Here is a 15,094-nt window from a genome sequence, read left to right as displayed (position 1 = left end):
AGGAGGGTTTTTATGAATCCGATCATTTGCCAAGTATCGATTGCTTCTCATTTACAATCACCTACCATCGCACTTTCCCGTAGCTTAATGGAACACTTTCGAATCTCGAAAGGTCAAACCATCAAAGTTGGATTTGGGAAAAAAAACGTTGAAACACGGGTGATTATCAATAAATCGTCAGATGGCAGAATCCATGTTTCCCGCTCGCTTGCTCAGAGCCTCGCTCTTTCTTATAGCGGGAAACTTCTGGTTACCTATCAAGATCGTCGTCTCCGGATCGGCCCTGTAATCGGGATTCTTACCACGGGATTTACGGGTGATGCGAGTAAACCTTTTGGATCACGGTCTAGACTCTTCAGCTACTTTACATCAGCTGGCTCCGCTCTATATCCTTGTATGTATGTATTCACTCCAGACATGATTGATTGGCAGAAAAAAGTGATACAAGGATGGCATTATCAGAATAGTAGCTGGAGCAAGAAGACCTTCCCTTTCCCAGACGTCATTCATGAACGCTCTCCAAATCGCAAAGCAGAAACCTTATACTCTATAGGGTCGACCGTGAGTCGACTACGAAATGTGGCTCAAATCCCCATTTTTAATCAAGGTTTCTTCAATAAATGGACCATTCACCAACATCTGAGTACTAACTCCAAAGCCAATCCATACATTCCCGAAACGGTCTTAGCCCCTTCTTTATCTACGCTACAACGAATGATGGATCAACACTCTATGGTATATCTAAAACCAGCTAGAGGGAGCTTAGGTCTAGGAATATTTAAGGTGACACGCCATCCACAAAAAGGATACAATTGCCGTTTTAATCAAGGGAAAAAAAGTTTCGTCCATCGTTTCTCATCCCTCTCCAAATTAATTACCCATTTCTTTGGAAGAGGAGGACGCTTTCAAGGCTATCTCGCTCAGCAAGGGATCCATCTTATTAAAATAAAAGATAATCCGGTCGATTTTAGAGTTCATCTGCATAAAGACTATACCGGTAAATGGAAGGTCGTGGCCATAGGGGCCAAAGCGGCCGGGAGTGGGAGTGTTACGACTCACATGCGCACAGGCGGCACCGTTGTCCCTACTGAAGATCTATTCCGTGTCACCTTTGGCGAAGACTCACAGCGAATCAAAAGTCAATTAGAAAAAGCCTCTATCACGATTGCCGAATCACTCGAAAAACAACTTCAAGAGCCACTCGGAGAATTAGGGTTGGATATGGGAATTGATCAAAATCGAAAAATATGGATGTTTGAATCCAATTCCAAACCCGGAAGACACATTTTCCTCCATCCAAGCCTCAAAGATGCCGGTCGAAAATCAGCACGTTGTATCACCGAATATAGTCTGAAGTTAGCAGAATTTATTTAAGGAGAGGATAATAGATGGATCATTTACCAACTGGCTGGCTTTCCCTCGCCAACGGAAAGCCTCATACATTTTTTCCTCACCCTTCCTTTCATCGCTCCCTGCAAAACCGAAAAACACTCCCGATCTCGCTTGATGGAAAATCAGAAGTAGATCTCCCGATTAATCTGACTCCACCTCATAACTTACATCAGGTTGTTCCGACTCGATTACGTAAAAAGGAAAACGGAAAAATATTAGCTGGCCCGTTTATTGCAATCCTCAGCTCTGATAATCGACATCCATTTTCTGGTAACCACTATAATTTTCGCGATATTATCAAAATGGGAAAAAAAATGGGTGTCACGGTCTATGTAACAACACCCAAATACCTCTCCCAATCAGATGATGTCGTAAAAGGGTATCTACTCGACAGTAGGTCCAAGAAAATTAAATGGATTCCGGCCATCCTTCCAAGACCCAATGTGATCTACAACCGCATTCCGAGTCGAAAAGCAGAAAAACAAATGAGTGTTCAAGCTGTTTTAAAGAAGATTAAACATTCATCCACTCCTATTTTCAATCCTCATTACTTCGACAAATGGACCCTACACAAACAGCTCTCCTCAGATGAAAACTGTGCCAAATATCTTCCTGTCACGATGCAAATCGATCAAGAATCCGTCTTAAGATCTCTCCTAAGCTCCCACGATTCCATTATGCTAAAGCCCATTGAAGGCAAAGCTGGCATCGGGATGATGAAAGTGACGAGGAAACCAGCTGGATATGAATGTATCATCCAAACTTTACGAGAGAAAAAACGTTACAACTTAGGGACTATATCCGACGTATGGCGTGTGATTACCCCATTCCTACAACGTCGTGCCTACATCGCCCAACAATACATCCCGCTCGCTCATTATAGAAATTGTCCATTTGATGTTCGGATGCTATTCCAAAAAAACATAAACGGAGAATGGGGACTTACGGGAGTTGGAATTCGGGTAGCAGGAGAAAAAGCCATCACGACACATGTTCCGATGGGCGGGCGAATTGAAAGTGCCTCCAAAGTGTTTACATCCATATTTGGCGATCAAGAAGCCAAAAAACTTCGCGATAAATTAGAAAGAATCGGGATCACGATTGCCAAAACCATTGAAAAGAAACAAGGATATCCTCTAGGTGAGATGTCAATGGATATCGGACTTGAAAGCAACGGTCGTCCGTGGTTTTTCGAAGCAAATGCGAAACCGATGAAATTTGATGAACCCAATATTCGTGAGAAATCTCTACGTAGACTCATTCAATATAGCCTCTATCTAAGTGAAAAGGCTAAAAAGAATCAGGAGATAAAAGTATGAGAACAAAAACACTTTCATCTGAGGAAGTAGGGCGCGCTAAAGATCCTCTCATCGCTTTTTTAAAAAAATATAGTGATGGCCGAATCACAGCAAAAGGAATTAGATGGTTTAGGCAATTACCCCTAAACGAAGTCAAAGATGGAAACTGGGTCGCCATTACATGGAAAGAAAACAAAATAGCGGGTGCGATGATTATGGGGGATTATGGACGAAAAGAAGCAATGATTGTCGTACATCCGGAGTTTCGAAAACATGGGGTTGGAGAAACATTACTTAATCAAGCATTACAGCAGTTAGGAAAGGTTTATACACGAGTCGCATGTGATAATATCCCTAGCTTAAAGCTGTGCTTTTCATGCGGATTAAAAGCATTTCATCTCATGAAAGGTCCTACAGGAAAGCCAACTTTATGGCTAGGCGGGGGAAACTTTGTAAAAGAGGAAGTCGTACAATCGGAACCAATCGGTTAAACAAAAAAGAAAACCATTTATCCTAAATCCAATCGGATCAGTCGGATAAATGGTTTTACTGTGCCAACCTTTTTATAGCATTAGCTCATTACTACTTAATCATTCTCTTTGCGGACACGAATGTGCTCATCCAGTTGCTTAGTTTGTCGTAACGCACTCCACCTGGACCATAAGTATGAAGGATTTTGCCATCTCCAGCATACATTGCTACGTGTGCAATTTGACCATTTGAAGACTTTGTTCTAAAGAAGATCAAGTCACCTTTACGAAGTTCGTCTTTTGATACAGAAGTTCCTTGGGTAGCTTGTTGACGAGAACTACGTAGAAGCTTAATCCCATTTTGACCAAAGATGTATTGTTGGAACGAAGAGCAGTCAAAGGTTTTTGTTTGACCTGATTTTGCTCCAAATTGATAAGGAGTCCCTAAGTACTTGTTACCTGTTGCAATAATTTTATCTGCAAGTTGAGATCCTTGTGAAGATTCGTTATTTGTTGAACCTGTGTTACCACCAGTTGATGGCTTGTTTGTATCTGTTGAACCTGTGTTACTGCCAGTTGATGGCTTGTTGTCATCAGTTGAACCTGTGTTACCGCCAGTTGATGGCTTACTGTCATCAGTTGATGGTTTATCTGTATCGTTATTTGTAGATGTGTTACTCTTAAGAACACGCTTTGCACCGATATAAGAGGCTGCCAACCATTTGGTGCTTAGACTATCATAACGAACTCCGCCCTGACCATATGTGTGAAGAATTCTGTTGTTACCTGCATAGATTCCAACGTGACCTACTTTACCCTTACCAGACTTACTCGATGAGAAGAATAGAAGGTCTCCCACTTGCAAGTTTGACTTCGAAACAGGAGTTCCTACCGAAGCGTATTGACTTGCAGAAGTTCTTGGAAGTTTAATCCCGTATTGTCCAAACACGTACTGTGTAAACGTTGAACAATCAAATACTTTCGTCTGGCCAGATGGTGCTCCATATTTGTAAGGAGTCCCCAGGTATTTTTCCCCGGTAGCAATAATCTTGTCAGCGACAGTCACTGTAGATTGTCCACTCGTTACGGATGTACCTTTTTTGGCATCCGAGCCTGTACTCGCGAGAGCACTCGTTGTGTGGGTTGGGAACAGTGTAGCTAAACCTAAAGCAGAGACAGCAGTAGCAGTAACAGCAACTTTCTTGAAAGCTTTTACGTTAAGCATCAAATCCTCCTCAGGATATAAAATTTTATTCTTCGGTAAGGTTGTCCCCTCCGAAGTGATACCATCGTAACATAAATTAAACCTTGTTTTAGATGTAAAATTTACCACAATAAGTAAAATCAATAAATATGTAAAGAAATAAACCTCTTTTCCACAGAAATAAACCTCTTTTTTTTAGTTCTTTTTGATACATTTGTGACGAATCTGGGCACAAGTGAATATACCTAGAAACATAAGTGTTTTTATGGATGGAAAGGAGTCTTGTCTAATGAAGAATCGCAAGCGTAAACCGGGTTCTGTCAAGCGTACCCTTTTCCCAAATATTCCCTTTGACGGAAATGAGCCCATCATTGAACCCTACCATTCACCATCATCGGAAGATCAGGGATTAGTCACCTTAGATTTATCAAATCAAAAGCCTTCTGAATGGCGGCCACTCAAAGAAAGAAAACTTACCCCAACACATGATGAACCTTCCTACGAGGAAAATTCATCAGACCTCAGCGACTACGACCTATCACAAGAGTTATCTCTTTCGACTGGTCAACCTTATTCAGAAGAATTATCTACACAAATTCATGCCCGCAAGTCCAAGATCATTCCATCCCCTCCAGGCACCACCAGACTATCTATAAAAGATCAGATTCAAATCCATAGCTCTAAAGAACCTTACTTATACACAAACGATCTAACCGACGGGATTATCACAACGGAAAAAATCGCCAATCAAGCAGTAAACGCATCTAAAATCAGAAGAGGATCCATCCACCGAGAGCATCTCATCAACGAAGTAGTCGACGAATTTAAAATCGCCTCTGAAGCTGTTACATCGTCCAAAATTGCTCCTAACTCCATTCGCCAAGAGCATTTAGCAGAAGAACTGATTACAGGAGCCCATATCAAAAAAGAAACCATTACCACCAAACATGTACAACCACGCTCCATTCAATCAAACTTATTAGCAGATCGCTCCATTGACTCGTCCAAGATCCAAGAGTATGCCATCCTCGCACAACATATTGCACCGGGTCATATCGAGGGAGAACATATTTCAGAACAAGCTATTTCCGCAGAACAAATTAAAAACGGCTCGATTTCAACCGTTCATCTAACCAATCAAGCTGTCAATCATGCCAAACTGGCCAATTCCTCTGTATCTGCTGAAAAAATTCAATCCAATGCTGTTCACAATACACACATCCAAGAGGGAGCCATCACTGGAAATAAAATATCAGATCATTCCATCTCTACCCATCACTTAACCCATCAACTCATTCAAGAGCAGCATCTACAAAATCAAGCTGTCACAGCAGAAAAAATCGCAGATCTATCCATTCAACCAGAGCATCTCGTGGATCACAGCATTCAAACACGTCATCTCTCCTATCAAGCTATTCACACTCCACATATTGCAAATCAAGCCATTACCCATGATTTGATCGCTCCAGAAGCGATTGATGAAAGTATGATTCAAGACAAATGTATTCAAGATTACCACCTCGCACCTAACATCATCCACGAAGAGCATCTCACATCTGAGATTATCGGAAAAAATCATATACAACCACAATCCATCATGGAACAACATATCCGCAATCAATCCATTTCCGGAGCCAAATTAATAGACCTTTCGATTACCGCATCCAAACTATCTCCTGAATCAGTCTCCACTTCCAAGCTAATCAATTTATCCGTCACAACAGAGAAAATTGCCGATAAAGCGATCAATGGAGAAAAAATCGTTGATAAATCAATCCACGGAGAACATATCATTCCTTCATCCATTCAATCTACACATATCCATGAATCGGCAGTTACCGCAAAAGCAATCGCACTCAAAGCCATTCAACCAGATCATATCCAGCATGCAGCCATCTGTGAAGATCACATCGCTCCTCACACCGTTAGCACCAAACACATGCAAGAAAGCTCCATTACCGAAGAGCTCATCGCTCCTGATTCCATTGGCACAGATCACATTAAAAAAAGAGCCATCACAGAGAAGATAATCGCGCCTGACTCCATCGGCACAGACCACATAAAAGAAAAAGCCATCACAGAGAAGCTAATCGCGCCTGACTCCATCGGCACAAACCACATACAAAAAGAAGCCATCACCGAAAAACTCATCGCTCCTGATTCGATCCACACGGAACATATTCAAGAAGAAGCCATCACAGAGAAACTCATTGCTTCTGACTCCATCGGCACAGACCACATACAAAAAGAGGCTATTACAGAAGAGCTAATCGCGCCTGACTCCGTGAGCACAGATCACTTGCAAAAAGAGGCTATTACAGAAGATCTGATTGCCCCTGACTCTATCAGCACCCATCACATTCAGCTGGAATCGATCACAGAAGACTTGATTTTCCCAGAATCGATCCGCACAGATCATATTCAAGAGGGAGCGATCACAGAGAAACTCATTGCCCCTGATTCCATCTCTACTAGTCATATTCAAGTAGAGTCCATCACAGAGAAACTGATCGCTCCTTATGCGATCCACACGGAGCACATGCAAGAAGAGACGATCACAGATAAATTGGTTGCCCCTGATTCTATCGACACCAAACATATGAAGAAAGAGGCCATCACAGAGAAACTCGTTGCTCCTGATTCCATCAGCACCCGTCATATTCAAAGTGGAGCGATTACCAATAGCCATATCGCCCATAACTCCATTCAATCTTCGCATCTAGCCGAAAAATCGATCACAGAGGATTCTCTTGCGAACAGAAGCATCTCATCTAGACACGTCCAACCAGACTCCATTCAATCCTCACATATCGCAAACTATTCGATCGTGACCGAAAAAATCGCACCTCATGCTATCGAGTCCTTACATCTCAAAGACTTCTCTATCAATGAAAATCACGTTCAACCAGGAGCCATTCAACATAGCCACCTCTCGCCACAATTAAAAGAACAACTTGAGCCTTCCGTATTCTCAGGAATCTGTCCCTTTACACTGGATAAAAATCAAAAGAACATCCAAATTCACGTTCCATTTTCGGCAACAGATGATTATATCGTTGTAGCTATGACCAATCAGCCATCTTGTTTTGCAAGTTTGGATCACAAAAGCTCAGACAAATTCACAATCAGAGTGCAACATGTAGGACCAAAAACCTCTACATTTATCTCAGGATACATCTCATGGATCGCTACTGTTCCTACTCACGTATCTGCCCAGACCGTTACCGAGGACTTATTTAAAGAAGTGGTGGAAATTTCTTCTTATACAGAGACTTCATCTCCAAAAGAGGATAGTCCAGATTCATCGGATGAAATCATGACAGCAAAAATCTCTTCATCTAATAATGAAGAATCTCTTATCTCCCAAGAAACGGATTCATCGGATGAAATCGTAACAGCGGAAATCTCTTCATCTAATAATGAAGAATCTCTTATCTCTCAGGAAGTAGATTCCTCTGATGAAATCGTGACATCAGAAATTCCTTCATCTAATAAAGAAGATAGTTCAACCAAACCTAAGTGGGATTAGCTCCATCATTTTATGACCAAAGCGGTTTCGAAAGTCGAAACCGCTTTGGTCATTTCTCTCGTCAATACAAATAAGGCCGTGTAGAGTATAACCCTACACGACCCTTACTTATTTACACATATCGCCGAATCACTTTTTTCCCATTAAAACTAAAAATCACATTCCGCTTCTCTACAATCGTCTCCATATGAACAGCCTTCCCCCAAAGAACATAGACATGCGGCAATGTTTTTTCTAGATACTTTACATCTAATTCTACTCCCTCAAATTGATGGGCGAGTAATAGCTCTCCACTACTTTGGTAATCCCCGTCCTTCACTAAAATAACGGGACTCCCTCCATTAATCCGGCTCGCTACTAGCTGTTCACGCACATTTTCCCATGCGGTATCCGTAACGATCCATTCATTTCCCTTCTTTTCATATACATATAAATCCAAGTCCTCTACTAATTTCTTCGTTAGATAGTTTCGTATAAAAGAAAGATCCGAATCTAGTTCCCTGACTTCAAAAATTTTCTTACGTCCACGCCCCGGAACTCTTCTATATAAATCCTGTTCTTCTTTCGTCGGATGATCCCATCTCTGCTCAATCTCTTCAAACATCTTCAGTCCTAAGTAGTATGGATTCAGCGAAGTAGAAGAAGGTTGGATTACAGAAGCATTCAACTTCGCGAATTCAATCGTCTCTGCTTCACTTAGGTCCAGCTCTCGCATAATCCGAATATGCCAGTAGGATGCCCATCCTTCATTCATAATTTTCGTTTCTATCTGTGGCCAGAAGTACAACATCTCTTCTCTCATAATCGTTAGGATATCTTGCTGCCACTCAGACAGGTCTGGGCTATGGTTCATCAGGAATAATAAAAGATCTTTTTGTGGATGCTCGGGAAATGTTTTTTTCGCTGGTTCATTTGTGGAAGGTTTAGCTGGTAGCTTAGGAGAGTCTAGATTCCATAGATCGTCATAGGGAGTCGTCTTACTCGTTGGTAGATTTGCTTTAGGCGGGGCTGGCTTTCGTGACGATTTCCACAACGTGGGGTCGATATGCTCTTGAATCGCTAAGACATGATCGATAAAAGTCTCCACTTCCTCTTTGCCATATCGCAACTCGTATTCACGAATTCGATCGGAGCTAGCAGACATCCGTTCCATCATGTCTCTGGATGTATTGCCAAAGCGAACGTTATTCTTAAAAAAGTCACTATGCGCGAGGACATGCGCTACAATCAGCTTATTTTGAAGCAAGCTGTTTCCTTTTAATAAGAAGGCATAGCAGGGATTTGTATTAATCACCAATTCATAGATCTTACTTAGATTAAAGTCATACTGTGTCTTCATCTTGTGATACATCTTACCGAAGCTCCAGTGGGAAAAACGCGTTGGCATCCCATACGCTCCAAATGTATAAATAATATCTGCCGGACAAATCTCATATCTCATCGGAAAGAAATCAAGTCCAAACCCTTCAGCGATTTCCGTTATCTCAGCAATTGCCTTTTCAAGAGCTTGTTTTTCATGAGTCATAAGCAATCGATCCCTTTCCATGTAGGTTTTATACCGCATATCAGGTCCATCGATCCTATCAGCACACAACATCATCTTTCTAAATATTATAACAAAAATATAACATTCTTGACATACGGCGCCGATCTCTTTCTTACCAAAAAGTTATCATTGACATCAAAAAAGACGAGGAGTATAATTTCCGTGTCGTATAGACAATTTTATATTTTGTCTCTATTAGGTGAGGCTCCTATACGGAGAGACGCTACTGCCCAGCAATGTCGAGAGACGCCAATGGGTCAACAGGAAAGATCGGAGAGAAGGTCTTTCTTAACGTAGCTGGTCATCAGACCTATGCCGTATAGTGCCAAAGCTCAAATGAGGGGGACAACTAGGGATTAGGTCTATTTGCTATTTGCTATTTTTCGTAGCATTTTTAGAAGGCCCCATCTCTCTTGAAAACCCTCATCAAATGGATTGAGAGTTTTTTTTATTCTATGCCTTTTGTGAGGAGGAGGGGAACTATATGGACCACACCTTAGTTCAAAATCGGATTCAAACCGTACTCAACACCAATCCACATTCAGCCGAATTATTAGAAGCAATCCAACCACTACAGCCGTATGATATCTCGCAAATTATTGGTCATTTAGAGGAACCAGAGCAACTAAAACTGATTCCCAATCTACCCATACCGGTGGCCGCAGAATCACTTGAATACCTAGAGCCGGAGGTACAATACAACATCCTCCAGCATCTCGACAACTCCGTTTCTTCTTTATTATTGAAACAAATGTCAAGTGATGCAGTAGTAGATACGTTGCTCGCAATCCATCCTTATCAAGCAGAACGTCTCTTACGCCTGTTGTCAGAAGATTACCGGTTACAAATTAATCAATTAATGTCCTATCCGGAATATACAGCCGGCAGTCTCATGACCGTTGACTATATCTCTGCTAGAGCATACTGGAGCTGTAGTCGCACCCTAGAGCATATTCGAAAAGTAGGGCATGAAGCAGAAATCGTCTCTTATATCTATGTCACCAATGTTCGTGGTGAATTAGTAGGGGTCGCCTCGCTGAAAGAAATGATTTTAGCGAGCTTGGATACGACTATCGGAACCATCGCAACAACCGAACTCATCTCCGTACCCGCTGAGATGGAGCAAGAAGAAGTAGCCAAAATCTTATCCCGATATGATTTATATGCACTACCCGTTGTAGATACCCAAAAACGTCTCGTTGGCATTATCACACACGATGATGTAGTAGACGTATTAGAAGAAGAAGCGACTGAAGACTTCCAAATGCTTGGAGGTAGCCAGCCGCTAGAAGAACCCTACTTCAAAGCAACCGTCTGGAATCTCTACAGCAAACGAATTATTTGGCTACTCGTTTTATTCGTAGGAGGAGCCTACACATCCAATGTAATCGAATCCTACCAGTCCGTTATGAATCAGGTGGTAGCCTTATCCTTTTTCATTCCGCTTCTCACTGGAACAGGAGGAAATACAGGTTCCCAAATTGTTTCTACTCTCGTACGTGCACTTGGAGTCGGGGAAGTCCAATTTTCAGATGTGTTTCGCGTCATTCGGAAAGAGTTAATTACAGGTACCCTCATCGGAGCCTCGATCGGTATCATTGCTCTCACCCGCGCATGGATGATGGATGTGGATCCTAATGTCACATATGTGGTTTCCATCTCTGCCTTATGTATCGTGCTATGGTCATCATTGGTATCGGCCTTTTTGCCCCTTATGCTTCACCGGCTTAAAATCGACCCCGCTGTCGTATCAGGTCCACTCATTACTACTTTAGTAGATGGAACAGGACTCATCATCTACTTCACAATGGCCCAGTTAATTTTGCATATCTAACTCCCATTGATTATTTTTAAAAACGCATAGGAGTGATCTTATGGACAGTTCCAGTCCTAGGTTGCGATCTAAAATGGATACTAGACAACAAATGGAGAACTAACTAGTTGAGATCTTTCTCATCAATCACTAGTGGTTCTCCATTTCCTATTTATAAAAAGTTATGTCTATTAATTATAATTTTTTAAATAAATTTATTTTTTAATCTAATATAAATTGGTGGTGAATTCCAAACCTTTTGCGTGTATGATATAGCTATAGTTACAACATTAAAGAGGAGGCTTACCCTTTTGAAACGTAATTTTCTTACTATTCTCACTGTGTTTGGACTTGTTACCGCCACAGCTGTCGGTTGTAGTACCGATGCAGGAGGCAATAACGCCATCAAAATCGCAACACAAAGCCCGCTTTCCGGAAGTAGCTCCACCTTAGGGGAAGCAATTAAATTGGGAGCTCAGCTAGCACTGGAAGAAAACCAGGAGAAGTTTAAGAAACTAGGCTTTACTCTAGAGCTTGTTCCGTTTGATGATCAGGGAGACCCAAAAGTGGGTGTGTCCAACGCGCAAAAATTAGCCGCTGATCAAAGCATCCTCGGGGTCGTAGGGCACTTAAACTCAGGTGTGGCCATCCCTGCCTCATCTACTTATGAAAACAATTCCATCGCGATGGTTTCACCAGCTAACACAGCAGTTGAATTGACTGAACAAGGGAAAAAATCAGTTAACAGAATCGTGGCACGCGATGATTTCCAAGGGCCTGCCGCTTTTGGATTTGCAACAGACAACCTCAAAGCAAAAAATATTTTCATTATTCAAGATAAATCAGCCTATGGTCAAGGGCTTGCTGAAAACTTCAAAAAAGTAGCCGAGCAAAAACAGGCGAAAATCCTTGCCTATGAAGGGATTACTGTTGGTGAGCAGGATTTTAACGGCGTTCTCAACCAAGTAGTAGCCAAAAAACCTGATCTCATTTACTTCGGTGGACTTTACGGCGAAGGCGGTCTACTTGTTAAACAGGCCCGCGAAAAAGGACTGAATATCCCTGTTATGGGTGGAGACGGGTTCGATAGTTCCGATATGGTCAAAATTGCTGGCAAAGGGGTAAAAAATACCTTTTACACATCGGTAGCAGCTGACATCTCCAATACCTCAGAGGGACAAAATTTCGTGAAAAAATATCAAGCAAAATTTGGCGACAAGAAATCGGTTCAGTCTTTCTCCTACTACGGATATGACAGTATGGGCGTTATCCTCAAGGGACTCGAAGACTCGATCACGAAAAATGGGAACAAAAAACCAACTCGTGAGCAGGTTAGAGATGCTATCCGCGCAGTTCAAGATTATCAAGGAATCGCGACCAAAGTAGGCTTTGACGCGAAAGGCGATAACAAATACGCAAAAGTATTCGTCTTCCAATTTGAAGATAAATATCCAGGAAAACAAGTTGGAGTCATCGAGAAACAGTAGTCCTTTTTTGCTATGAGGTGAAGGATCACACCTTCATCTCTTTTTTACAAAAAAACTTATAAAACTATACGTTCTAGAAAGGAATGGACCCTTATGCAAGAGATCCTCTCCACACTACCCCAGGTACTCTTGGACGGTCTGACCCTCGGCGCCATTTATGCAGTCGTCGCTCTCGGATATACCATGGTATATGGAATTTTGGAACTCATCAACTTTGCGCACGGTGAGATTTTTATGGCAGGGGCATTTATCGGAACCGCTCTCTTATTTACTTTTGTAGACATTGGTCTCGCTTTAAACTGGCTAACGTTGATCCTCGTCTTACTTCTCGCTTCTCTATTGACAGGTGTGCTGGGCGTTGGGATTGAACGTATCGCTTATCGTCCCCTCCGTAAAGCCCCCAAACTAATCCCTCTGATCTCTGCTGTCGGAATCTCTTTTATCCTTCAAGACCTTGTCCGATTCATCGCAGAGTATAAGACAGGAAATTATATCGTTACGGGACAAACCGTCTTTGAAAACAAAATCGCCATCCCCGCATTTTCCATAGGTGGGTATGACGTTCATGCATCCGCCATCAAATCAAACACCTTAGTTGTCATCGGAATCGCCGTTTTAATCATGATTGTACTCGACATCTTCGTAAACCGTACCAAATGGGGAATCGCGATGCGTGCAGTCGCTCAAGATCGTGATACAGCGGCCCTAATGGGGATCAATGTAAACAAAGTGATCGCACTCACCTTTTTCATTGGTTCCGCCATCGGAGGAGCGACAGGCGTTCTCTATGCACAACAATATGCTACCATTAACCCCTTTATCGGCTTCATTCTCGGGTTAAAAGCATTTACTGCTGCCGTTTTAGGAGGGATTGGGAATATCCGTGGAGCCATGTTTGGTGGACTTTTAATTGGATTATTAGAGGTATTTGCGGCCGCTAACCTAGGGATTCTGACTGGTGGAGCCTTAGGTGCTGAGTATAAAGATGTATTTGCATTTATTATTCTTATACTGGTCCTCATTTTTAAACCTGCCGGCCTCTTTGGTCAAGCAGTAAAAGAGAAAGTGTAGGTGAAAATCATGAAAAAATTAGCTTCTCTCTTCTCAAGTAGCCGCACTTTTCAGTCGGTTCTCATTCTTCTCATCGTCCTATGTACAAGCACAAGTCTCTATCTCATGGATAAATCAGTCACATCCTTTTTACTTTTACTTTTCTCTTTCTTACTTCTGTACTACACAACCTTTTCCAACTGGATCAAATGGGGCGCTGGTGCCCTAATCGCCTTTGCCGTCATTCCCGTTGCTGCTTCTGGCGGTCCTTCCCAGCAAGTGTATATGGAAGTCGCCGTTATGGCCGGAATCTACATCGCCATGGCACTTGGGTTAAATATCGTAGTTGGCTTCGCAGGCTTACTCGATCTAGGATTTGTCGCCTTCTTCGCACTCGGAGCCTATGTGTACGGGATTTTTGCCTCCCCACAAGCACAAGCCCTCTTTCATAACTCCTCCATCTTCCCACTGGGCGGAGAATCATTCTGGCTCTTTATTATCGTAGGAGCACTGGTAGCGGCATTATTTGGCATTATCTTGGGTGTTCCCGTTTTGCGGGTAAAAGGCGATTATCTCGCCATTGTCACCTTAGGGTTTGGTGAAATCATCCGTATTGTATTTAACAACTTGGATAAGCCCATCAATATTACCAACGGAGCACTCGGAATTTCGGGAATCCCCCAACCTAAACTATTTGGTTTCACATTTACACAAGCCTCTCACATTTACTTCTTGGTTTTGATTGTCTTAGGATTCGTCATCTATGCCGTTCGGCGCTTTGAAGACTCCAAATTAGGACGTTCGTGGAAAGCCATACGAGAAGACGAGATTGCCTCTCAGGCCATGGGAATTCCCCTTGTGAAAACCAAGTTATGGGCCTTTGCTCTCGGTGCTTCTTTTTCCGGCATGATGGGCGTTCTCTTTGCCGCAAAAAATCAATTCGTCGATCCTACCAGCTTCACCTTATTAGAATCCATCACCATCTTAGTGATGGTCATCTTAGGCGGAATGGGTAGCGTCCCTGGTGTTATCTTAGGTGCCGCGATCATCTCCATTCTCAATCTACAAATTTTAACTGAGATTACCCTATTCCTCACCCAAAACCTACACGTACCTGAGGTATTCTCGCCAGCTAAAATGCAACGTCTATTATTCGGACTCGTCCTCGTCGGCATCGCCATCTTCCGACCCCAAGGACTCATCCCAGCCAAAAACAAAACATACAAAATCGCTGATCTCAAAGCAAAACTCTCAAAGAAAAATACAAAAACAAAAGAAACAACCACTTCCATCTAATGTTTGGAG

Annotated in this window: 10 protein-coding genes and 1 riboswitch; of the genes, 8 read left to right on the top strand and 2 right to left on the bottom strand. The window is 42.3% G+C overall.

What is annotated here, in order from left to right; all coding sequences use genetic code 11:
* The first annotated feature begins 12 nt into the window (after positions 1–12).
* The 3 genes from J2Z48_RS04390 to J2Z48_RS04380 are packed head-to-tail and all read left to right on the top strand — an operon-like array spanning position 13 to position 3,181.
* Positions 13–1,374: a YheC/YheD family endospore coat-associated protein gene (locus tag J2Z48_RS04390; protein WP_307251344.1), complete on the top strand. Its 1,362-nt coding sequence runs from the start codon at positions 13–15 to the stop codon at positions 1,372–1,374.
* Between the two features lie 14 nt (positions 1,375–1,388).
* Positions 1,389–2,711 (top strand): YheC/YheD family endospore coat-associated protein, encoded by a 1,323-nt coding sequence (locus J2Z48_RS04385; RefSeq protein WP_307251343.1) that lies wholly within the window; start codon positions 1,389–1,391, stop codon positions 2,709–2,711.
* On the top strand, positions 2,708–3,181 hold the full coding sequence (locus J2Z48_RS04380; protein WP_307251342.1) for a GNAT family N-acetyltransferase: 474 nt from the start codon (positions 2,708–2,710) through the stop codon (positions 3,179–3,181). The genes J2Z48_RS04385 and J2Z48_RS04380 overlap by 4 nt, the downstream gene beginning before the upstream one ends.
* A gap of 91 nt (positions 3,182–3,272) precedes the next feature.
* On the opposite strand, the gene J2Z48_RS04375 is transcribed toward J2Z48_RS04380, so the two are convergent.
* A complete protein-coding gene (locus J2Z48_RS04375) occupies positions 3,273–4,385 on the bottom strand; it encodes a C40 family peptidase (RefSeq protein WP_307251341.1) in 1,113 nt (370 codons plus the stop codon).
* 268 nt (positions 4,386–4,653) lie between these two features.
* On the opposite strand from J2Z48_RS04375, the gene J2Z48_RS04370 reads away from it, so the two are divergent.
* On the top strand, positions 4,654–7,893 hold the full coding sequence (locus tag J2Z48_RS04370; protein ID WP_307251340.1) for a WIAG-tail domain: 3,240 nt from the start codon (positions 4,654–4,656) through the stop codon (positions 7,891–7,893).
* 112 nt (positions 7,894–8,005) lie between these two features.
* Here the strand turns inward: J2Z48_RS04370 and J2Z48_RS04365 are convergent, their stop codons facing one another.
* Positions 8,006–9,418 carry a SpoVR family protein gene (locus J2Z48_RS04365; RefSeq protein WP_307251339.1) on the bottom strand — a complete coding sequence of 471 codons (1,413 nt, stop codon included), beginning with the start codon at positions 9,416–9,418 and terminating at the stop codon, positions 8,006–8,008.
* A gap of 205 nt (positions 9,419–9,623) precedes the next feature.
* A riboswitch (M-box (ykoK) riboswitch) is annotated at positions 9,624–9,790 on the top strand.
* A 133-nt stretch (positions 9,791–9,923) separates the two neighbouring features.
* Here J2Z48_RS04365 and mgtE point away from each other — a divergent pair.
* The 4 genes from mgtE to J2Z48_RS04345 all read left to right on the top strand — a co-directional run bounded on the left by mgtE (position 9,924) and on the right by J2Z48_RS04345 (position 15,085).
* Entirely contained in the window at positions 9,924–11,273 is a 1,350-nt protein-coding gene (gene mgtE, locus J2Z48_RS04360) for a magnesium transporter (RefSeq protein WP_307251338.1), read from the top strand.
* Positions 11,274–11,563: 290 nt separating this feature from the next.
* The gene (locus J2Z48_RS04355; protein WP_307251337.1) at positions 11,564–12,739 is read left to right on the top strand and encodes a branched-chain amino acid ABC transporter substrate-binding protein; all 1,176 of its coding nucleotides are present in this window, start codon (positions 11,564–11,566) and stop codon (positions 12,737–12,739) included.
* Between the two features lie 93 nt (positions 12,740–12,832).
* Positions 12,833–13,810, top strand: a complete 978-nt coding sequence (locus tag J2Z48_RS04350) for a branched-chain amino acid ABC transporter permease (protein ID WP_307251336.1) — start codon at positions 12,833–12,835, stop codon at positions 13,808–13,810.
* Positions 13,811–13,819: 9 nt separating this feature from the next.
* Positions 13,820–15,085 carry a branched-chain amino acid ABC transporter permease gene (locus J2Z48_RS04345; protein ID WP_307251335.1) on the top strand — a complete coding sequence of 422 codons (1,266 nt, stop codon included), beginning with the start codon at positions 13,820–13,822 and terminating at the stop codon, positions 15,083–15,085.
* Positions 15,086–15,094: the final 9 nt, after the last annotated feature.

Source organism: Croceifilum oryzae, assembly GCF_030814315.1.
GTDB classification, from domain to species: domain Bacteria; phylum Bacillota; class Bacilli; order Thermoactinomycetales; family Thermoactinomycetaceae; genus Baia; species Baia oryzae.
Note: the sequence above shows the minus strand (reverse complement) of the source record. Positions and strands in the feature narration are given on the sequence as shown.